Genomic DNA, 19,650 nt, shown 5'->3' with positions numbered 1-19,650 from the left:
TAAGTCCGCAAATAATATTGCGCAATAGAACTTGCGCAATTTAAATTGGGGAATTGCTATGCTGTGCTCATGAGCCACAACGAGCCGCCGGTCACATTCACTACACCCATGCTCAAAGCCATCGCCAACCCCCTGCGGCGGCAGATTCTCGACACGCTTTCTGCCATGGAAACTGCTCGTGCGGCAGATCTGGCGCTCACCCTGGGGATTCCGGCAAATAAGGTCAGCTTCCACCTGCGCGAGCTGGCCAAAGCCGAGATGATCGTCGAAGTCCCCGAGCTGGCTCGCGACAAGCGGGATCGCGTGTGGAAGCCCGCGGCGCGCGGGTACACCACCGGCGAGGTAGGGGAGCGGCCGGAAGATCAAACCGGAACCGCCATGGATGCATATCTGGGGCAGGTCATCCACGATGAGCAGCGGCGCCTCCAGGCTGCCTTGCGCCATGCCGAACAGCACTATCGGGGGCAGGGACCCGGGCCGGTCAAGGCGCAGATGCAAACGAGCAATCTCATGCTCACCCAGGATGAAATGCAAGAGCTCATCCACCGGATGGAAGAGGTGGTCCCGGCCTTCCGCGAGGATTTGAAGAGCGGCAAGATCGCCAGCTCCCAGCCGGTGGAATCACGCCAGGTGTGGCATGTCATGAGCCTGTTCACCGAGGAGTCCTTGTTGAATGAGTCATATGGCGAGGATCAAACGCCGTAAAACCTGTAGTGAAAGCACGCTATGTCGGCGACCTGAACTAAACTGGATGATGGCTGGCTGTGGCCAAGGTATGCCACAAGCTATGAAGCCATCACAGATTGAAAGGCAGAACCCGATCTCATGAGCGAGCAGCGCACTCTCACCATCGATGGCGAGCAGGTCCAGGTGGACGCGGGAACAACCGGTTTGCAGTTCTACGCCAAGGATAAAGACGTGGTTGTCATGCACGTCGACGGCGTATTGCGCGACCTGGCCCGCGAGCTTGAAGCAGGCACCACCGTCACCCGTGTCACCATCAGCGATCCGGAAGGGTTGGAGGTGCTGCGCCACTCGACCGCTCACGTCATGGCCCAGGCCGTGCAGCAGCTGCGCCCGGACTCCAAGCTCGGCATCGGCCCCTACATCACCGACGGCTTCTACTTCGACTTCGATGTCGAAGAGCCGTTCACCCCAGAAGATTTGAAGCAGCTGGAAAAGATGATGCAGAAGATCATCAACCAGAACCAGCTCTTCGCCCGCCGCGAGGTCACCCCGGATGAGGCCAAGGCCGAAATGGCCGACGAGCCCTACAAGTGCGAGCTGCTGGCCAAGGCGGACTCCGATGATACCTCCGGTGAGGGCGTCAACGTCGAGGTCGGCGCCGGCGAAACCACCATCTATGACAATGTCGACCGCAAGAGCGGGGAGACCGTCTGGAAGGACCTGTGCCGCGGCCCGCACCTGCCGAACACCAAGCTGATCAAGAACGCCTTCGCGCTGACCCGTTCGGCCGCCGCCTACTGGCTGGGCAGCGAGAAGAACAAGCAGCTGCAGCGCATCTACGGCACCGCCTGGCCAACCAAGGAAGACCTCAAGGCCTACCAGGAGCGCCTGGCCGAGGCCGAACGCCGCGACCACCGCAAGCTCGGCGCGGAACTTGACCTGTTTTCCTTCCCGGACGAGCTGGGTTCGGGTCTGCCGGTGTTCCATCCCAAGGGCGGCATCATCAAGCGCGAGATGGAAGACTACGTGCGCGATCGCCACGTCGAAGAGGGCTTCCAGTACGTGGGCACCCCGCACATTTCCAAGGATGGGCTCTTCCACACCTCCGGGCACCTGCCGTACTACGCGGACACCATGTTCCCGGCGCTGCACATCGATGAGGAGCGCGACGAGGACGGCAACATCACCAAGCAGGGCCAGGAATACCGGCTGAAGGCAATGAACTGCCCGATGCACAACCTGATCTTCCGTGGCCGTGGCCGCTCCTACCGCGAGCTGCCGCTGCGCCTCTTCGAATTCGGGCATGTGTACCGCTACGAGAAGTCCGGCGTGGTCCACGGACTGACCCGTGTGCGCGGCTTCTCCCAGGATGACAGCCACTCCTATGTCACCAAGGAGCAGGCACCGGCCGAGGTTGAGCACCTGCTGAACTTCATGCTCTCGCTGCTGCGCGACTTCGGTATGGACGACTTCTACCTAGAGCTATCCACCCGCGATCCGGAATCCGATAAGTTCATCGGCACCGCAGAGCAGTGGGAGGAAGCCACCGAGGTGCTAGAGCGCGTGGCCACCGAATCCGGCGTCGAGCTCGTCGCCGATCCGGGCGGCGCGGCCTTCTACGGCCCGAAGATCTCGGTGCAGGCCAAGGACGCCATCGGCCGCACCTGGCAGATGGGCACCGTGCAGTACGACTTCAACCAGCCGGCCCGCTTCGGCCTGGAGTACCAGGCGGCCGACGGTTCCCGTCAGGAGCCGGTGATGATCCACGCGGCGAAGTTCGGTTCCATCGAACGCTTCCTGGGTGTGCTCACCGAGCACTACGCCGGTGCCTTCCCGGCCTGGCTCTCCCCGGTCCAGGTTCGTGCCATTCCGGTGGCCGAGGCATTCAACGACTACCTCGGCGAGGTTGTTGCGAAGCTGAAGGCCCAGGGCGTGCGCGTGGAGCTTGATGACTCCTCGGATCGCTTCCCGAAGAAGATCCGCAACGCTTCCAAGGACAAGATCCCGTTTGTGCTCATCGCCGGTGGAGAGGATGCCGACGCGAATGCGGTCTCCTTCCGCTTCCGCGATGGCAGCCAGGAGAATCAGGTTCCGGTCGATGACGCGGTAGCCCGCATCGTCGAGGCCATCAAGAGCCGCGACAACAGCAACTAGTACGGGCAAGGGAGTCCATGGGTATGCAACACCACGCAGATCGGTCCGTCACCGACGATTTTGAACTCGCCGGCGTGCCGGATTCGTTCCAGCGCCTGTGGACTCCCTACCGCATGGCCTACATCAAGGGCGGGCAGGACCAGGTCAAGGACGAGGCCAGCTGCCCGTTCTGCGCCGGTCCGAAGCGCACCGATGAAGAAGCGCTGATCGTGCACCGCGGGAAAACCTGCTACGTGATCCTGAACCTGTTCCCGTACAACCCGGGGCACCTGCTGGTCTGCCCCTACCGCCACGTGCCGAACTATACGGACATCACGCTGGCGGAGACCGCGGAGATGGCGGCCCTGGCCCAGCAGTCGATGCGCGTGCTGCGCCAGGTCTCCAACCCAGCCGGCTTCAACCTGGGCATGAACCAGGGCGAAGCCGGAGGCGCGGGGATCGCCGCGCACCTGCACCAGCACATCGTGCCGCGCTGGAGCGGGGACGGAAATTTCTTCCCGATCATCGCGCAGACCAAGGCCATCCCGCAGACCCTCTCCGAGGTCCGCGAGGCCATTGCCGGCGCATGGGAAAGTGAAAATCCAGCCTAGGATTCGCCACTGCTTGAGCCGGGGCGGCAAGAACGTTGAATCGTTCTTGCCGCCCCGAGTCTTTTAATGCCGTTCTGCCCCGCCTTATCTGGTGATTTGCTGGATCAAATCCGCAGCTACGTAGCTAGACTGAGGCTGTCCGCTCAAGATCCACCCGCAGCGCCGGAGGCAATCCATGAACCCTAGTGCCGGCGCTGCGTCCCAGCCGCTGCCAAGTGCCGCAGAGCCACGCGAAATGCCGGAGGCGTCCTGCGGGCCAAGAATGGTCAAGCACGAAGTGGCAAACCTCGCGGCCCTGTCCTGGGGCGATAACGCCGGATCCGCCAAGCATCGTGGCGACTTCCCGCCCGGGTGCGCGCCATGACACCGACCGGAACCCTTGAGGAGCTGCGTGCCTGGATCATCGGCGGGACAGAGCATGAAATGCGTTTCGCGGTCCAAGGCGCCGCGCGGTATTCCATCGGCACCCTGATCGAGTTGCTCGAAGAGCTGCAATTTGACTACGACGAGGCGTGCGACAAGTTCCTGCGCGGCTGGCTGGAAACACTCAGCCCGCTGGAGCGCCTAGCGGCCGCGGTGCGCACCCGGCACTTCTACCAGCTGGGTCTGTGCGCGATCCCGCAGGCGGCGGATCGCGCACTGCTGCAGGTACTGGACTCAGTGGAGCCAGCCGTCGAGGAGCTGGCCGAAAACTTCGAATCGACCCATCGCCGCGCCAGCGATCCGGATCCCTCTTTCACCAAGCGCTACACCTCGCGCCTTCTGGCCTACGCAGGGCAACTGCGTTCGGTGGCAGCGGATATTGGCAACGATGCGCCGCTGCTGCGACATATCTCCGCTGAGGTGGCGCGCCTGGAGCGGGCAAATCCTGAAGGGAGCGGACAGCCGGAAAAATACCGGGTTGCGGACGCCCTGGACGCCGAGCCTAAAGTCCCATTCAAAAAACGTGTTGACTAGTGCTTAAACGTGGAATCTCAATGTTACGCACTAACCGATAATTAGGGGATGAATCTACCTGTAGTCGTTTGTGACGCAACACGGGAGGTAATAAAGCAAAGCGCTCCTACGATTACTGGCATAGCACCATTGTGCAATCACGTGTTCGAAAGGAATTTCCCGAAAATGTCATCAGCAGATCAGCGTCGCGATACCGTCGTCGGCTCCCAGCGCGTCAAGCGCGGCATGGCCGAAATGCTTAAGGGCGGCGTCATCATGGACGTTGTCACCCCGGAACAAGCACGCATCGCCGAAGATGCCGGTGCGGTGGCAGTGATGGCACTTGAACGCGTTCCTGCCGACATTCGCGCCCAGGGCGGCGTCTCGCGGATGAGCGACCCGGACATGATCGACTCGATCATCGCCGAGGTCTCCATCCCGGTGATGGCCAAGGCCCGCATCGGCCACTTCGTCGAGGCGCAGATCCTGCAGTCCCTCGGCGTGGACTACATCGATGAGTCCGAGGTCCTTTCCCCGGCGGACTTCGAGCACCACATCGACAAGTGGCCATTCACCGTGCCGTTCGTCTGCGGCGCCACCAACTTGGGCGAGGCCCTGCGCCGCATCAACGAGGGTGCGGCAATGATCCGTTCCAAGGGCGAAGCAGGCACCGGCGACGTTTCGAACGCCACCGGGCACATGCGCAAGATCCGCGCCGAAATCGCCAAGCTGGCGGCCCTGCCCGAGGACGAGCTCTACGTGGCGGCCAAGGAACTGCAGGCCCCGTACGAATTGGTCAAGGAAATCGCGCACACCGGCAAGCTTCCCGTGGTGCTGTTCACCGCCGGTGGCATCGCCACCCCGGCCGACGCTGCGATGATGATGCAGCTGGGCGCCGACGGCGTATTCGTCGGCTCGGGCATCTTCAAGTCAGGCAACCCGGAGCAGCGCGCCGCTGCCGTCGTGAAGGCCACCACCTTCTACGACAACCCGGATGAGCTGGCCAAGATCTCCCGCGGTCTGGGCGAAGCGATGGTCGGCATCAACGTCAACGAGCTGCCAGAGCCGCACCGCCTCTCCGAGCGCGGCTGGTAATAGCTGCCAACTGACACTCTCCGGGGTCACGCTGCCTGTAATTGGTGGCGTGGCCCCGGTTCGTTATGCCCGTCGCTGCAGGGAGATGCGTCGATCAACGGATAATTGCGGTTGGCAGATGGTGAACTTCCGACGAGCACGAGACGCAATATGAATCTGCACTGGAGGCGGGCACAGCTTGGCACGACCCGCCCGCACAGTGGCGAGTCCACGTAGTTCATTCGAAAAAAGGGGCTACTTCGTTTCATTCGGGTGGCTCGTGTCAACCTGTTCCAGGAAGACCGTGCGCTCGTGGACATAGAACCAGATGCGGGCCGCGCCCTTCGCTGTCCGCTTATGTTGCCACCGCTCGTGCGACGTCTCCCCGCGGGAGATCATGCCGAGCTCGTCCTTGAGCCCATAGTTCAACCGCCAAGGCATTTTCGTCACGCGAGTGGTCGAGCGCGAGGACTAACCCGACGTTGCGCTGGCCCGGTGCGTTCTGCGGATTCCCGTAGTGCCCAATGAGTCGATCAATCTGTTCCTCGACGGATAGCCACGGCTTCATGTACACCGCCATGGGCCTGCCAACAAAGAAAATCAGCCCGCGCCTTGCGGCAACGGGCTGATCATGATGACTAGAAGTCTAGCGCAATGAGCTTGAGCACCTGCCTCTTCTGGAGGCGAATGCGCCGTTGCCAATGCGAACGACGATCAGTTCTTGCCAGTCGACAGCCGGCAACCGCCGAGGGTTTTCGGCCTTCGCGAAGAGTTCCGTGCAGGCGCCGGTGCCGAGCTTGCAGTAGCTCCGAAAAATGGCAGACTGAGCCCATGACACAGATCATTTTCGACGCGGCCGTCACCCTGAATGGCTTCTTGGCCGATGAGAACCACAGCCTGCAATGGCTCTTCGACGTGCCCGGTGCCGGCGAACCCGATCCGGGACTGCTGCCGCAGAACGTGGGCGTGCACGTGGAGGGCGCCAACACCTACCTATGGGTGCTGGAACACGAAAATCTGCTGGCCGAACCGGCCAAGTGGCAAAAGCTCTACGGGGACAAGCCCACCTACGTCTTCACCCATCGGCAGCTGCCGATCCCCGAGGGGGCGAACGTGAAACTAGTCAGCGGCTCGGCCTCCGAGCAGCTGCCGGAGCTCCGCCGCGCGGCGGGCGAAGCTGATATCTGGGTGCTCGGCGGAGGGGAACTGCTCGGCCAGTTCCTCGATATCGATGCGCTCGATCGACTCGCGCTGACCATTGCTCCGGCGACGGTGGCCGGGGGAGCGGCCCTGCTGCCGCGCAGCATCGGCAGCGAGCGGCTGGAGCTGGCCGAGGCGCGCCAGGCTGGCCCCTTTGCCCGGCTGGTCTACCGGGTCAAAACCCTGGCCTAGGGCAAACAGGAGTTAAACGGCTGTGGCGGGACCCGGTGAAAACCGGTGTCCCGCCACAGCCGCAAGCCGCAATCTAGTTCCAGGAACGCAGAATCATATGCCTTCCGCGGCCGAGCAGACGCAACCCATTGGAGCTGAAGAATTCGGCACTGCCCGGGGTGCACGCGGCCAGCAGCTCCTGGGTTTTTTCCTCATCGGGCGGATCCAGCGGGTTGATCAGCGAACGCGACAGCCCGTGCAAGAGCGCGGTCCCCACGCCCTGGCGCCGATAGCCGGTGCCCACCGCCAGGGAATGCACCATCAGCTGCCCGCCCAGACCCTGCTGCACGAATCCGCGTCCGACGATATCCCCCTCCTCGGTGCGCGCCACCGCGTGCTCCACGCGGCGCAGCGCCGGGTGGCCGCTGGAGAGCTGTGTGGAGGTCTCGCGCCACAGATTCGTCACCTTCAGCTCGGCGGCATCCGGGCCGGTGGCCTCGGGAACGTTGTTGCCCAAACGGATTTTTCCCTCCCAGCGATTCATCGGGATCGCCAGCCGTCCGGCATGCCAAGCGATCTGCGCGCTGTCGGTGAAGCCGGCTTCCTTCAGCCCCTTGGCATCGGACCCGGAGTTCACCCAGGCCTCCACCCGTTGGGCACCCAGCCGCATTCCCTCGGCCAGCGCCGGACGCAGGCCCGCGGGCTCGGCCTGCTCGGGGAAGAGCAGCACCAGGCGCTTGCGCACCGGCTGCCAGGCCCAAGAACAGCCGTGGGTGGTAAAGATCTTGCCGCCGGTGGCTACCGCGAGGGCCTGCTGCCAATGGCTGAGAGCTTCCTGCGCGGAGGCAATTGTCGTCATTATTCTGCGTTCACCAATCCTCGACGGCGCAACAGCGGTTCGACCCGTGCGCTGCGGCCGCGGAACATTTCGTAAGACTCAAGTGGATCGCGCGTATTTCCACGCGCGAGCAATTCCTCACGGAACCGCATTCCATTTTCGCGCATTAAGCCCCCGTTTTCCTCGAACCACTGCACAGTGTCGGCATCCAGTACTTCGGACCAGATGTAGGAGTAGTACCCGGCCGAGTAGCCGTTGGCGAATATATGCTGGAAATACGCGGTCCGATAGCGTGGCGGGATCAGTTCTGGGGTGAACCCGAAGTTGGTTAATGTCTCACGCTCGAATTCTTCCGGGTCGGTGATGCGCGTGCCGGGCTCCAAGGTATGCCAGGCCCAGTCGAGCACGCTGGCCGCCAGGTATTCGGTGGTCGCGAACCCCTGGCCCCACAGCTCGGCCGCGCGGATCTTCTCAATCAGCTCATCCGCCAGCGCCTCGCCGCTCTCATGGTGCCGCGCATAGCCGCCGACTACCTCGGGATGCAGCACCCACATCTCGTTGACCTGCGAGGGGAATTCGACGAAGTCCCGCGGCACCGAGGTCCCCGAGAGCGTCGCATACTTCCCGTCGGAAAGCAGACCGTGCAGGGCATGGCCGAACTCGTGGAAGAGCGTATTGGTCTCATCCAGGGTCAGCAGGATCGGCTGCCCGGGCCCCGGGGCCGGGATATTGAGCGTATTGGTGACGATAGGGCGTTCGTGAAGATCCGCGGCGGCGTCGCGGATCGAGGTCATCCAGGCCCCGCCCTTCTTCGTTTCGCGTGCCAAGAAGTCTCCGCTGTACAGGCCCAGCGGGCTCCCGTCGGCATCGAATACCTCCCACACCCGCACCTGCGGATGGTAGGTCGGCAAATCGAAGCGTTCGCTGAAGCTGAGCCCATAGAGTTTTCCGGCGGTGGCGAACACGCCCTGGTGCAGCACCGAGTCCAGCTCGAAGTAGGGGCGCAGGGCCGCCGAATCCACCGCATAGCGCTCGCGCAACACCTGATTGGAATAGTAGGACCAGTCCCAGGCGTTCAGCTGACCGCCGGCCAATTCGCGCAGCGTTTCCGCTTCTGCATCCGCGTTCCGCACCGCGGCCAGGGTCAGCTCCTTCAGGCGCGTGGCCACCGCCTGCGTGGAGGGTGCCGTCGCGTCGGCCAGCACGGTTTCGGCATGGTTGGCATAGCCAAGCAGTGCCGCCCGATCGGCCCGCAGCGCGGCCATCTCCGCGGCCAGTGGCAGCGTTGAATTTTCGCTCAAGCCGCGGCTGAGCGACGCTTCGAATACCTTGCGCCGGGACTCCGACCGAGCCAAGGATGCCAGCACTGGCTGCCCGGTGGGGGAAACCAGCGGCAAGAGGCATCCGGACTCGTGCCCGGCGGCTGCGGCCGCGGCGCGGGCGGAGTCCAGCTGGGCCGGTTCCAGGCCTTCAAGCTCTTGGGCATCGGCAAAGTAGACCGCGTGGGCGTTCTGGTTTTCCAGCGCCTTGCTGGAGAACTCGGTGGACAGTTGGGAAAGCCGCGCATTCAGCGACTTGAGCTCTTCCTTGGCTTGCGCGTCCAATCGGGCGCCAGCAAGCTCGAAAGATTTGAGCGTCTCTCCGGCCAGCCGGGCATCTTCGCCCTGCAGTGTTTCCAGGTCTACACCGCGCAGCCGCGCATAGAGATCCGGGTTCAGCTGGATCTCGTCGCGCTGTGCGGTCAGGATGCCGTTGAGTTCGGACTGGATCTCGCGCAGCTCTTCGGTGCCGTGCGCCGAAAGCACGCTGAAATAGGCCATGAGCGTGCGGCGCAGCAACTGCCCGCTGCGTTCCAGCGCGAGGAAGGTGTTCTCGAAGCTCGCCGGGGCAGAGTCGGCCACGATGGCCGCTATCTGTCCAAGGTGCTCCTCGGCACCGGCATGGGCGGCCTGCAGGTAATCTTCGGCAGTGATATTCGCGAAATCTGGCCACTGGTAGGGCAGCTGGCTGGGGTTCAGAAGCGGGTTTGGCATAGTGCCAGATAACCACAGGACACGTGATTTAGCTTGCATTAACACGGTCGCCCAGCCGCTAGGCTGGAGCCCATGAAGCAACGCGCGCTCCCGGTGTTCCTCGCATTCCTCCTGCTCACGAGCTGTTCTGCGAACACCTCCGGTGAGCCGACGCCGACGGCCAACGCACCGCAAAGCAAGCCAGCGCCCGTCCCAAGCACCCCCAGCCCTCCTCCCGAACCGCAGGAGCTCTCGCTGATGGCCACCGGGGATGTGCTGCTGCACCCGCAGCTGCTTGCCGAGGCGGAAACGGGCGATGGCCATGATTTCGCTCCGCTGCTGGCCGGGCTGGAGCCCTATGTGCAGGACGCGGACGTAGCCTTGTGCAACCTGGAGACGCCGATCGGCACCGCGCCGTACTCCGGCTACCCGATGTTCAGCGTCCCGGCGCAGATCGTCACGGACCTGGCCAAGCTCGGCTACGACGGCTGCACCACCGCCACCAACCACACCGTGGACAAGGGCACCGCCGGGGTCAACCGCACCCTGGACACCCTGGAGCAACAGGACCTGTTCGCCACCGGCTCCTACCGCACCGCCAAGGAGGCCGCGGAGCCGCCGATCATGACGGTGGATGGGGTGAAGTTCGGGATCATCGCCAGCACCTATTCGCTGAACGGGATGCGCGCGGACGCCGACTGGCAAGTGGATACCGGGGTGGGCGCGGCCAAACTCATCCAGCGGGCCAAGCAAGCGGCCAAAGATGGGGCCGAAATCGTTGTCGCCGCGATCCACGACGGCGCCGAATACAGCAGCAAACCCACCGAGGCGCAACGCCGGCTCGGGCGCGCCCTGGCCGAATCCGGCGCCTTCGACTTCATCTACATGCACCACACCCATTCGGTGCTGCCCATCGAGAAGCACGCCGGGACGTGGATCGTCTACGGCCTGGGCAACTCGGTGGCCAAGCATGCCACCCCCACGATCCTGAACCGCGAGGGGATCAGCATCAAGGCCACCTTCACCCGCGACCCGAAGGAGGACTGGGGGCTCAGTGAGCTGGCCTGGGTCCCGCATCAATTGAGCGAGTCCCCGGTGCGCTGGTGCCAGGTCGCCACCGCCGATGACTGCCTGCCGGCCGCCGACGCCAAGGCTTCGCTTGCGCGCACCACACAAACCGTGAACGCCTTTGATGCATTCGACGACGGACTGGTGCCATGGGAAGTCGACTAGCCAGTTGCCCCGCGCCCAGATCTACGGTGGCCTCCAAGGCCGTGGGCCTTGGAGGCGCCCAGGTCATCGCAACAGCTGTCCGAGGCGTACTGCGGTTACTCTTGCAATTTTTTGGCAGCCTCAACTTATAGGATCAAATCATGGCCGAAGACCGCATCGCGAAATTGGAAGAAGAAATCTCGGAACTGCGAGATCTGCTGACTTCTCTCACGCTCAGCGTGCAGTACCGGGAAGATATGGCATTCGAGGCCGCGCTTGCCTATAACCAAGTCGCCGGGCAAACACGAGCCGCCTTGATTCTGGTGTTGGGCTCCATCCAGAGTCGCGCGCTAGGAGAAGCACCGCGGCAGGTCAGCCAGCCATCGATGCTGGAGCCGTTCCCTGTTCTCGCCGAAGCCCAGGAGCCCGGGAGCATTGACTTGGCCGAAGCGATCCGGCTGGTTGCCCGGCTCGTCGGAAACCAGGAGCAGGCCTTCAACGTGTTCAAAGCGCATCAGGCCAGCGGCTTCGGAGCCGAGGCGTACAGGCGCCTGGGCTTGGGACTGCGCTGATTGAAGGCGATGGGCCAACCCTGCTTATCCAGGAGTCCCTGGGTCGCAATCCGCAGTCGAAGACCGTCTTTTAATGAAGTCCACCGCCTTTTGATGCGGGACTAGTGCCCGAAGCTGTCCGAGTCCATCTTCGGGCCGTCCCCGGAATCCAGCGCATCAATCGCGCGCATTTGCGCATCCGTCAGCTCGAAATCGAAGATGTCCAGATTCTCCGCCTGCCGCCGCGGATCCGCCGACTTCGGCGCGGCCCCGCGACCGGACTGCACATGCCAGCGCAAGGTGATCTGCGCCGGGGTTTTCCCGTAGTGCGCCGCCGGGGCGCTAATCGCCTCGGCCTGCAGGAATGCACCCATCCGGCCCAGCGGGGTATAGGCCACCGTGCGCACCCCGTGCGCGTCATTGGCAGCCAGCGTCTCGGCGTTCAGGTGCTCGGGGTCGATCATGATCTGGTTCACCGCCGGCAGCAGCCCGGCCTCGCGTACCGCCTGCAGATGCGCCGGCTTGAAGTTCGAGACGCCGGCCGCGCGGATCTTTCCCTGTTCGCGCAATTCGATGAGCCCGGCCAGCGCGTCGGTGAAGGTGCCCTGGTCCGGGTTCGGCCAGTGGATCAGAAACAGGTCCAGGTAGTCCACACCCAGGCGCTGCGCGGAATTCTCGAACGCCTGGCCCACCCCGGAGAACGAATGCCAGCGCTTGTTGAATTTGCTGGTCAAGAACACCTGATCGCGCGGCAGCCCGCTGGCGCGCAGCCCGGCGCCCACCGCCTCTTCATTCTCATAGTTTTCGGCGGTGTCTACATGCCTGTAGCCCAGGCGCAGGGCGCTGGCGACGGCGTCCCGCGCTTCGTTCCCGCGCATCGGCCAGGTGCCTAGGGCCAGCGCGGGCATATCCACTCCGCCTGGCAGTTCCAGGGTTTGGTACCGGTCGTCCATCGGGTATCTCCTTGGCGAATCGGGTGCGTTAACGGCCAGCGGATTTCGCGCCGGACCTCAAAAGCAAGCTACCAACATTGCCCGCCGGCGGCCAACGTGTCCACGACACACCGGGAAACATGCGCCGCGTCACGTGCCACCAGGCACTACCGTTGATCCGTCGCTGAATTTCCGGCGCCACTTCAGCCCAGCAATATTCGAAGGTAGATTCATGACGGTTATCGGCGTGCTCGCGCTCCAAGGCGACTTCCGCGAACATCTCAACGCCCTGTCCGGGCTCGGGGTCAAGGCCAGCGCGGTGCGTACCGTCGAGGAGCTGGCGGCGGTCGATGCGCTGATCATCCCGGGCGGTGAATCCTCGGTGATCGACCGGCTGACGCGCAGCTACGGGCTGGCCGAACCGATCAAGGCGCGCCTGGCCGCCGGAATGCCGGCCTATGGCTCTTGCGCGGGCATGATCATGCTCGCGGACCGGCTGGACAACCCGGCGGTTTCAAGCATCGGCTTGCAGCAGCAGACCCTGGGCGGGATCGACATGCTGGTGCGCCGCAACGCCTTCGGCCGGCAGGTCGACTCCTTCGAATACCCGCTGGAATTCGCCGGGCATAGCCTCGAGGCGGTGTTCATCCGCGCACCCGAAGCCCTCGAAGTCGGGCCCGACGTGCAGGTGCTCAGCACGGTTCCGGCCCCCGAAAGCCGCGCACAAGGTAGAATCGTTGCAGTACGCCAGGGGAATTTGTTGGCCACCAGCTTCCATCCGGAAGTTACCGGTAGCCGCGCTATCCACGAATTTTTCATTAATATCACGCGAGGAGACGCTTAAAGCATGTCAGGCCACTCCAAATGGGCAACCACTAAGCATAAGAAGGCCGCGATCGACGCCAAGCGCGCCAAGGCCTTCGCTAAGTACATCAAGGGCATCGAAGTCGCCGCTCGTGTCGGCGGCGCCGATATGGCCGGCAACCCGGCCCTGGAACTTGCGGTCAGCAAGGCGAAGAAGAATTCGGTCCCGATCAACAACATCGACCGTGCCGTCAAGCGCGGCGCCGGGCTGACCGGCGAGGTCGTCGACTACACCGAGATCATCTATGAGGCACGCGGCCCGCAGGGCTCGGCGCTGCTGATCGAGTGCCTGACCGACAACAAGAACCGTGCGGCCTCCGAGGTCCGCGTGGGCATCAACCGCAACGGCGGCTCCGTGGCCGACCCCGGCTCGGTTTCCTACCTGTTCGCCCGCAAGGGCGTCGTCCGCCTGCCCAAGGGCGAGCTGACCGAGGATGACCTGCTGATGGTGGTGCTCGATGCCGGCGCCGACGAGATCCTGGACGAAGAGGAGAACTTCGCCATCGTCTGCGATCCCTCGGATCTGCGTGCCGTGGCCGCGGCTTTGGACGAAGCCGAGATCGCCTACGAAACCGACGAGATGGAATTCATCCCGTCGATGAAGGTGGACCTGGACGTCGAAGGGGCGCGCAAGTTCCTGCACCTGTACGACGCGCTGGAAGAACTCGATGACGTGCAGAGCGTCTACACCAACGCCGACCTCTCCGACGAGGTCCGCGCGGCCCTCGACGAAGAGAACTAAGCACCGGCTTGGCCCTGCGCATCGTAGGCGTCGACCCCGGCCTGACCCGTTGCGGGCTGGCCGCGGTCGACGTCGCCGCCAATCGGCAGGTTGAACTGGTTGGCTTCACCGTGGCCGGCACCCCGACGGGCACTCCGCTGGACGCGCGCCTGCTGGCCATCGCCGAGGCGATCGACGCCTGGCTCGAACTGCACCAGCCCGACGTGCTCGCCTTGGAACGCGTCTTCGCTTCGGCGAACGTGTCCACGGTGATAGGCACCGCCCAGGTGACCGGCATCGTGATTCTCGCCGCGGCTCGCCGCGGCATTCCCGTGGCTCTGCACACTCCGACCGAGGTGAAGGCCGCGGTCACCGGCAGCGGCCAGGCCACCAAGGTTGCCATCGGCAAGATGGTCGCAAAGATCTGCCGGCTCGACGAGCCGCCCAAGCCCGCCGATGCCGCCGATGCGGTGGCCCTGGCCATCGCCCACGGGTGGCGCGGTGCGGCGGTCGGGTCCAACGCCTCGGCCTCGGCCTCGGCCACCGCCGGGCGGGTCGGTTCGAACCAGCTCACCGCCGCCCAGCAGGCGTGGATCGCCGCCGAAGCCTCGTCGAAGCGCCGGGCAACCCGCCGCTAATCGCCATTCGTAGGTATCTTCGATAAGCTGGGATCGTTCGAACATATTTTTGAGGAGTGGCATGATCAGCTCACTGACCGGCACGGTCCAGGCGGCAACCCTGAATTCCGCGGTTATCAACGTCAACGGCTTCGGCATGCTCGTGCACGCCACCCCCGCCACGCTGTCCACCCTGCACCTGGGCCGCGAGGCCACCGTGCACACCTCGATGGTGGTGCGCGAAGACTCGATGACCCTTTTCGGTTTTGCCACGCCCGATGAACGCGAGGTCTTCGAGGTGCTCATCGGCATCTCGGGCATTGGCCCGCGCACCGGATTGGCGATCCTGGCGGTGCACACCCCCGAAGAGGTCCGCATCGCGGCGAACACCAAGGACACCGCCGCCTTCACCAAGGTCTCCGGCATCGGACCGAAGGGCGCCAGCCGCATCGTGCTGGAGCTGAACGGAAAACTCGTACCTACCGGAGTGGATACCGCAACAGGCCGCCCGGGCACCGCCTCGGTGTGGGAGCCGCAGGTTATCGAGGCACTCACCGGCTTGGGCTGGACCGAAAAGGATGCCCAGTCCACGCTCACGGCGCTGGGCAAGGCGAATCCAGAGGTTGTCGAAACCGGCAACGTCTCCGAAATACTGCGTGCGGCCCTGCGCAGCATGTCCACCGGCGCCCGCGCCCGATAGGATGACCCCGTGAATGAGTCCACGCAGCTGACAAACGCCGGAAGCGAACCGGAAGAACGGGTGATCGAGGCCGCCCTGCGCCCGCGGAACCTGGATGACTTCGTCGGCCAGGGGCGGGTGCGCCAGCAGCTTTCGCTGGTGTTGGAAGCGGCAAAAATCCGCGAGCGAACCGCCGACCACGTGCTGCTCTCCGGACCTCCGGGGCTGGGCAAGACCACGCTGTCGATGATCATCGCCGCCGAAATGAACGCCCCGCTGCGCATTTCCTCCGGCCCTGCCATCCAGCACGCCGGCGACCTCGCCGCGATCCTCTCCTCGCTCACCGAGGGGGAGGTGCTCTTCCTGGATGAAATCCACCGCATGTCCCGTCCGGCCGAAGAGATGCTCTACATGGCGATGGAAGATTTCCGTGTGGACATCATTGTCGGCAAGGGGGCCGGAGCCACCGCGATCCCGCTGGAAATTCCACCGTTCACCCTCGTGGGTGCGACCACGCGCGCCGGGCTGCTGCCCGGGCCGTTGCGTGACCGCTTCGGCTTCACCGGGCATCTGGAATTCTATGCGGTCGAAGAATTGGAACTGGTGCTGCGCCGCTCGGCGATGATGCTCGACCTGCGCGTGACCTCCTCCGCATTCAGCGAGATCGCTAGCCGTTCGCGAGGCACCCCGCGTATTGCCAACCGCCTGCTGCGCCGCGTGCGCGACTGGGCGCTGGTCAACAAGCTCGAGCAGATCGATGCCAGCGCCGCAGCCGCTGCCCTTGAAATGTATGAGGTCGACCCGAGGGGGCTGGACCGGCTGGACCGTTCGGTGCTCGAAGCGCTGTGCAAGAAGTTCGGCGGCGGCCCGGTGGGGCTATCCACCTTGGCGATCGCCGTCGGAGAAGAAAGCGAGACGGTGGAAACCGTCGCCGAGCCCTTCCTGGTCCGCGAAGGCTTGATGGGGCGCACCCCGCGTGGCCGTATCGCGATGCCCGCGGCGTGGGAGCATCTGGGCCTAGTGATGCCCAAGGACGCGATTTTTGCCGGAGCCCAAAACTATGAAACCGATGTGGATTAGGTGAATAACTCTACTCTGCCCGCGTAAATGGCTAGGCGATTTGCTTTCAGCCATTAGACTGGAGACGCCCGACACATGCCCCGATTTTGGCATGCCCGGGCGTCTTAATTCTTTTAACGAATCGTTAGCAGGTATTACACGTGAATTCCCTCGTCCTTGCCCAGGCAGCCGGTGGCGGCTTCAACCCATCCATAATCCTGATGGTGGCGCTGTTCGCAGTGCTGATCATCATGATGATCCGCGGCCGCAAGAAGGTCTCCAAGCAGCAGGAAGCCCTGAAGACCAAGTCGGTTCCGGGCGCCAAGGTGATGACCAACTCGGGGATCTTCGGCACCATCATCAGCATCGATGAGCAGGATCGCGTGCTCGTCGAGGTCGCCAACGGCGTCGTGCTCACCTTGCACCGCCAGGCCATCTCCACCTTCCTGGACGCCGATGCGCCCGCCGCCCCGGCCGAAGACGCCGAGCAGGCTCCTGCCGTCGCCGAATCCCCAGAGGAAAGCCTGCGTCGTTTGAACGGCGAAGGCAAGGACGACCGCAACGCCTAAGGCAGGCACCATCGCGGTGGTAAACCATCACGCCACCAGTTCAAGAAAGCACAATAGATGTCATCAATTGGACCTGTAAAACAGGCACGCAAGGCGTTGCTGTGGTTACTGGTCGTCTTCATCATCGCAACCGGAGTCCTAGTTGCTGGTGTATCGACGGGCCAGACCAGCGCCGCCCCGAAGCTTGCGCTAGACCTTGAAGGCGGCACCCAGATGATCCTGGCCCCGCGGGTCAAGGGGGATGAAAGCATCGGCCAGGAGCAGCTGGACCAGGCGGTGGAGATCATCCGCCAGCGTGTAGCCGGCTCGGGTGTCTCCGAAACGGAAATCACCACCCAGTCCGGGCGCAACGTCGTCGTTTCGATGCCCGGTACCCCGGACGCCGAAACCCGCGAGCTGATCCAGGCTTCGGCCAATATGGAATTCCGCCCGGTGTTGATCACCGGTTCCTTCGAGGCTACGCCCGAGGAGCAGCGCACCGCCGAGGCGGACGTGCCAGAACCAAATGGCGAGCCGGAGAACCCTTCGGACACCAACTGGATCAGCAAAGAGATCTACCAAGAGTTCGAAGCCTATGACTGCCCCACGGTGCTCGCGGAGCGTGAAACCACCGAGCAGGATCCTACTAAGCCCACGATCTCCTGCGACCCGCGCCAGGGTGTGAAGTACATCCTCGGCCCGCAGGAAATTCCGGGTGACCAGATTTCCGATGCCTACGCCAATCTGGCGCGCGGCGTGCAGGGTGCGGTCACCGGCGAATGGGTCGTGGTCATCGAGTTCAACAAGCAGGGTGCCGAAACCTTCGCGGAAACCACCCAGCGCCTGATTGCCTTGCAGGGTTCGCAGAACCAGTTCGCGATCGTGCTCGATGGAACGGTGATCTCCGCTCCGACCACCAACGCGGTGATCTCCGATGGCCGCCCGCAGATTTCCGGCGGCTTCACCGAAGAATCCTCCCAGGCGCTGGCCCAGCAGCTGAAGTACGGCGCACTGCCGATCAGCTTCGAGATCCAGTCCGAGCAGCAGGTTTCCGCCACCCTCGGTAGCGACCAGCTCAAGGCCGGCCTCATCGCCGGCGTCATCGGCCTGGTCCTGGTGTTCATCTACTCGCTCTTCCAATACCGCGCACTGGGCCTGGTGACGATCTTGTCGCTGCTGGTTTCCGGCGTGCTCACCTATCTGGCGATCGTGCTGCTTGGCTGGGCGATGAATTATCGCCTGTCGCTGGCCGGTGTGGCGGGTCTGATCGTCGCGATCGGCTTGATCGCGGACTCCTTCATCGTGTACTTCGAACGCGTGCGTGATGAGTTGCGCGATGGCCGTTCGCTGGCCAGCGCCGTGGACGTGGGCTGGTCCCGCGCCAAGCAGACCATCCTGGCCTCCAAGGCGGTCAACGTGCTGGCCGCCGTCGTGCTCTACGTGGTGGCGGTGGGCAACGTGCGAGGCTTCGCCTTCACCCTGGGCCTGACCGCAATCATCGACCTCGTCGTCGTTTACGGTTTGACCCACCCGACGCTGATGCTGCTGGCGCGCACGAAGTTCTTCGCCGATGGACACCGCCTCTCCGGGCTGGATCCATCCTTGCTCGGCGTGGTGCCGCTGTACCGCGGCGCGGGCCAGGTCCGCCGCTTCAACGAGAACGTTGAGACGAACCGGGGCAAGAAGAACTCCAAGGCGAGCGGCGAGGCTGCCAAGCGCATGACCATCGCCGAACGCCGCCGCGCCGAAGCAAACCGGGAGGAGAACAATGAATAAGCTCGCAGAGTGGGGCAACCAGCTCTACACCGGGAAAACGTCCTACCCGTTCACGCAGAAGCACCGCCTGTGGTTCCTGATCGCAGCGATCCTGGTGATCGCCTCGATCCTGGTCCCGGTGGTCAAGGGCGGCTTCAACCTGGGCATCGATTTCCGCGGTGGCTCGGAATTCATGGTTTCCGGAGTGCAGAATACCGACATCAGCCTCGGCGAGGACGTGGTGAAAACCGCCGCCTCCGGCGCCGAAGCCACCGTCACGAATATCGCCCCGGGCACCATGCGCGTGCAGACCGAACGGCTCAGCGACGACCAGACCATCACGGTGGCCGGCGAGCTGGCCGAAACCTATGGGGTGGACTCCAGCGAGGTGACCAGCAACTTCATCGGCCCGACCTGGGGACAGGACGTCTCACGCCAGGCGATGCTGGGCCTGCTGGCTTTCGTGGTGCTCGTCGGGTTGCTGATGGCCGCGTACTTCCGCACCTGGAAGATGTCGGTCGCCGCCATCGGGGGCCTGTTCGTGGTCATCATCATCACCGCCGGAATCTATTCGCTCTCCGGTTTTGAGATCACCCCGAGTGCGATCATCGGCTTCTTGACGATTCTGAGCTATTCGCTCTACGACACCGTGGTGGTGTTCGACAAGGTCCGCGAGAACACCAAGGACTATGAACAGCAGCAGAAGCGCACCTTCCAGCAGCTGGTGAACCTCGCGGTGAACCAGACGCTGGTGCGTTCGATCAACACCTCGGTGGTGGCGGTGCTGCCGGTCGCGTCGATTCTGTTCATCGGCTCCTACCTGTTGGGCGCCGGTACGCTCAAGGACCTGTCCTTGGCGCTGTTCATCGGCATCATCATCTCCAACCTGTCCACGTTGTTCGTGCAGGCGCCGCTGTACAGCTGGCTGCGCCACCGCGACGAGGACGTGCGCAAGCACACCCAGAAGCTCGAAGCGCTCGACGCCTAGGCATCCGGTCGCTTCCACCGCAGATTCCGTGCGGAGAAGCTGAACGACTAGTGCCTCGGATC

20 protein-coding genes are annotated in these 19,650 nt (G+C 63.7%); 16 read left to right on the top strand and 4 right to left on the bottom strand.

All coding sequences use genetic code 11. The features are described 5' to 3' along the window. Positions 1 to 69 precede the first annotated feature (69 nt). The 5 genes from ACT3UA_RS05325 to pdxS all read left to right on the top strand — a co-directional run bounded on the left by ACT3UA_RS05325 (position 70) and on the right by pdxS (position 5,462). Positions 70 to 705, top strand: coding sequence for a helix-turn-helix domain-containing protein (locus ACT3UA_RS05325; protein WP_444615660.1), 636 nt, complete (start codon positions 70 to 72; stop codon positions 703 to 705). Between the two features lie 120 nt (positions 706 to 825). Beyond that, the gene (gene thrS / locus ACT3UA_RS05320; RefSeq protein ID WP_096284862.1) at positions 826 to 2,841 is read left to right on the top strand and encodes a threonine--tRNA ligase; all 2,016 of its coding nucleotides are present in this window, start codon (positions 826 to 828) and stop codon (positions 2,839 to 2,841) included. A 23-nt stretch (positions 2,842 to 2,864) separates the two neighbouring features. Continuing rightward, positions 2,865 to 3,431, top strand: coding sequence for an HIT family protein (locus ACT3UA_RS05315; protein ID WP_176484120.1), 567 nt, complete (start codon positions 2,865 to 2,867; stop codon positions 3,429 to 3,431). A 360-nt stretch (positions 3,432 to 3,791) separates the two neighbouring features. Next, a complete protein-coding gene (locus tag ACT3UA_RS05310; protein ID WP_096284858.1) occupies positions 3,792 to 4,388 on the top strand; it encodes a hypothetical protein in 597 nt (198 codons plus the stop codon). Positions 4,389 to 4,553: 165 nt separating this feature from the next. Next, a complete protein-coding gene (pdxS, locus tag ACT3UA_RS05305) occupies positions 4,554 to 5,462 on the top strand; it encodes a pyridoxal 5'-phosphate synthase lyase subunit PdxS (protein WP_096284856.1) in 909 nt (302 codons plus the stop codon). 234 nt (positions 5,463 to 5,696) lie between these two features. Here the strand turns inward: pdxS and ACT3UA_RS05300 are convergent, their stop codons facing one another. Next, the gene (locus ACT3UA_RS05300; protein ID WP_141393501.1) at positions 5,697 to 5,891 is read right to left on the bottom strand and encodes a hypothetical protein; all 195 of its coding nucleotides are present in this window, start codon (positions 5,889 to 5,891) and stop codon (positions 5,697 to 5,699) included. Positions 5,892 to 6,272: 381 nt separating this feature from the next. Between ACT3UA_RS05300 and ACT3UA_RS05295 the strand changes: the two genes are divergently transcribed. Next, a complete protein-coding gene (locus ACT3UA_RS05295; RefSeq protein ID WP_096284852.1) occupies positions 6,273 to 6,833 on the top strand; it encodes a dihydrofolate reductase family protein in 561 nt (186 codons plus the stop codon). A 73-nt stretch (positions 6,834 to 6,906) separates the two neighbouring features. On the opposite strand, the gene ACT3UA_RS05290 is transcribed toward ACT3UA_RS05295, so the two are convergent. Continuing rightward, positions 6,907 to 7,671, bottom strand: a complete 765-nt coding sequence (locus ACT3UA_RS05290; RefSeq protein WP_096284850.1) for a GNAT family N-acetyltransferase — start codon at positions 7,669 to 7,671, stop codon at positions 6,907 to 6,909. Continuing rightward, on the bottom strand, positions 7,671 to 9,683 hold the full coding sequence (locus ACT3UA_RS05285; RefSeq protein WP_096284848.1) for a M3 family metallopeptidase: 2,013 nt from the start codon (positions 9,681 to 9,683) through the stop codon (positions 7,671 to 7,673). The genes ACT3UA_RS05290 and ACT3UA_RS05285 overlap by 1 nt, the downstream gene beginning before the upstream one ends. A 72-nt stretch (positions 9,684 to 9,755) precedes the next feature. On the opposite strand from ACT3UA_RS05285, the gene ACT3UA_RS05280 reads away from it, so the two are divergent. Together ACT3UA_RS05280 and ACT3UA_RS05275 are read left to right on the top strand one after the other, a co-directional pair. Continuing rightward, positions 9,756 to 10,895, top strand: coding sequence for a CapA family protein (locus ACT3UA_RS05280; RefSeq protein WP_096284846.1), 1,140 nt, complete (start codon positions 9,756 to 9,758; stop codon positions 10,893 to 10,895). A gap of 140 nt (positions 10,896 to 11,035) precedes the next feature. Next, entirely contained in the window at positions 11,036 to 11,446 is a 411-nt protein-coding gene (locus ACT3UA_RS05275; RefSeq protein WP_096284844.1) for a hypothetical protein, read from the top strand. Between the two features lie 101 nt (positions 11,447 to 11,547). On the opposite strand, the gene ACT3UA_RS05270 is transcribed toward ACT3UA_RS05275, so the two are convergent. Continuing rightward, entirely contained in the window at positions 11,548 to 12,378 is an 831-nt protein-coding gene (locus tag ACT3UA_RS05270; RefSeq protein WP_096284842.1) for an aldo/keto reductase, read from the bottom strand. Between the two features lie 211 nt (positions 12,379 to 12,589). On the opposite strand from ACT3UA_RS05270, the gene pdxT reads away from it, so the two are divergent. The 8 genes from pdxT to secF all read left to right on the top strand — a co-directional run bounded on the left by pdxT (position 12,590) and on the right by secF (position 19,588). Continuing rightward, positions 12,590 to 13,201 (top strand): pyridoxal 5'-phosphate synthase glutaminase subunit PdxT, encoded by a 612-nt coding sequence (gene pdxT, locus ACT3UA_RS05265; protein ID WP_096284840.1) that lies wholly within the window; start codon positions 12,590 to 12,592, stop codon positions 13,199 to 13,201. 3 nt (positions 13,202 to 13,204) lie between these two features. Continuing rightward, a complete protein-coding gene (locus ACT3UA_RS05260; RefSeq protein WP_096284838.1) occupies positions 13,205 to 13,963 on the top strand; it encodes a YebC/PmpR family DNA-binding transcriptional regulator in 759 nt (252 codons plus the stop codon). An 8-nt stretch (positions 13,964 to 13,971) separates the two neighbouring features. Next, positions 13,972 to 14,580, top strand: a complete 609-nt coding sequence (locus ACT3UA_RS05255; protein WP_096284836.1) for a crossover junction endodeoxyribonuclease RuvC — start codon at positions 13,972 to 13,974, stop codon at positions 14,578 to 14,580. A 61-nt stretch (positions 14,581 to 14,641) separates the two neighbouring features. Beyond that, entirely contained in the window at positions 14,642 to 15,259 is a 618-nt protein-coding gene (ruvA, locus tag ACT3UA_RS05250; protein WP_096284834.1) for a Holliday junction branch migration protein RuvA, read from the top strand. A 9-nt stretch (positions 15,260 to 15,268) separates the two neighbouring features. After that, entirely contained in the window at positions 15,269 to 16,318 is a 1,050-nt protein-coding gene (gene ruvB / locus ACT3UA_RS05245; protein WP_096284832.1) for a Holliday junction branch migration DNA helicase RuvB, read from the top strand. Between the two features lie 140 nt (positions 16,319 to 16,458). After that, on the top strand, positions 16,459 to 16,866 hold the full coding sequence (gene yajC / locus ACT3UA_RS05240) for a preprotein translocase subunit YajC (protein WP_096284830.1): 408 nt from the start codon (positions 16,459 to 16,461) through the stop codon (positions 16,864 to 16,866). A gap of 57 nt (positions 16,867 to 16,923) precedes the next feature. Then, the gene (gene secD / locus ACT3UA_RS05235) at positions 16,924 to 18,621 is read left to right on the top strand and encodes a protein translocase subunit SecD (protein WP_096284828.1); all 1,698 of its coding nucleotides are present in this window, start codon (positions 16,924 to 16,926) and stop codon (positions 18,619 to 18,621) included. Continuing rightward, positions 18,614 to 19,588 carry a protein translocase subunit SecF gene (gene secF / locus ACT3UA_RS05230; protein ID WP_096284826.1) on the top strand — a complete coding sequence of 325 codons (975 nt, stop codon included), beginning with the start codon at positions 18,614 to 18,616 and terminating at the stop codon, positions 19,586 to 19,588. The genes secD and secF overlap by 8 nt, the downstream gene beginning before the upstream one ends. Positions 19,589 to 19,650: the final 62 nt, after the last annotated feature.

This window comes from Glutamicibacter sp. 363 (assembly GCF_052379505.1).
In the GTDB taxonomy this organism is placed as follows: Bacteria; Actinomycetota; Actinomycetes; order Actinomycetales; family Micrococcaceae; genus Glutamicibacter.
Note: the sequence above shows the minus strand (reverse complement) of the source record. Positions and strands in the feature narration are given on the sequence as shown.

Bases quoted from the DNA above. Each gene is read 5' to 3' on its own strand.
- ACT3UA_RS05325 (WP_444615660.1), top strand. From the start codon at position 70: ATGAGCCACAACGAGCCGCCGGTCACATTCACTACACCCATGCTCAAA.
- thrS (WP_096284862.1), top strand. From the start codon at position 826: ATGAGCGAGCAGCGCACTCTCACCATCGATGGCGAGCAGGTCCAGGTG.
- ACT3UA_RS05315 (WP_176484120.1), top strand. From the start codon at position 2,865: ATGCAACACCACGCAGATCGGTCCGTCACCGACGATTTTGAACTCGCC.
- ACT3UA_RS05310 (WP_096284858.1), top strand. From the start codon at position 3,792: ATGACACCGACCGGAACCCTTGAGGAGCTGCGTGCCTGGATCATCGGC.
- pdxS (WP_096284856.1), top strand. From the start codon at position 4,554: ATGTCATCAGCAGATCAGCGTCGCGATACCGTCGTCGGCTCCCAGCGC.
- ACT3UA_RS05295 (WP_096284852.1), top strand. From the start codon at position 6,273: ATGACACAGATCATTTTCGACGCGGCCGTCACCCTGAATGGCTTCTTG.
- ACT3UA_RS05290 (WP_096284850.1), bottom strand. From the start codon at position 7,671: ATGACGACAATTGCCTCCGCGCAGGAAGCTCTCAGCCATTGGCAGCAG.
- ACT3UA_RS05285 (WP_096284848.1), bottom strand. From the start codon at position 9,683: ATGCCAAACCCGCTTCTGAACCCCAGCCAGCTGCCCTACCAGTGGCCA.
- ACT3UA_RS05280 (WP_096284846.1), top strand. From the start codon at position 9,756: ATGAAGCAACGCGCGCTCCCGGTGTTCCTCGCATTCCTCCTGCTCACG.
- ACT3UA_RS05275 (WP_096284844.1), top strand. From the start codon at position 11,036: ATGGCCGAAGACCGCATCGCGAAATTGGAAGAAGAAATCTCGGAACTG.
- ACT3UA_RS05270 (WP_096284842.1), bottom strand. From the start codon at position 12,378: ATGGACGACCGGTACCAAACCCTGGAACTGCCAGGCGGAGTGGATATG.
- pdxT (WP_096284840.1), top strand. From the start codon at position 12,590: ATGACGGTTATCGGCGTGCTCGCGCTCCAAGGCGACTTCCGCGAACAT.
- ACT3UA_RS05260 (WP_096284838.1), top strand. From the start codon at position 13,205: ATGTCAGGCCACTCCAAATGGGCAACCACTAAGCATAAGAAGGCCGCG.
- ruvA (WP_096284834.1), top strand. From the start codon at position 14,642: ATGATCAGCTCACTGACCGGCACGGTCCAGGCGGCAACCCTGAATTCC.
- secD (WP_096284828.1), top strand. From the start codon at position 16,924: ATGTCATCAATTGGACCTGTAAAACAGGCACGCAAGGCGTTGCTGTGG.
- secF (WP_096284826.1), top strand. From the start codon at position 18,614: ATGAATAAGCTCGCAGAGTGGGGCAACCAGCTCTACACCGGGAAAACG.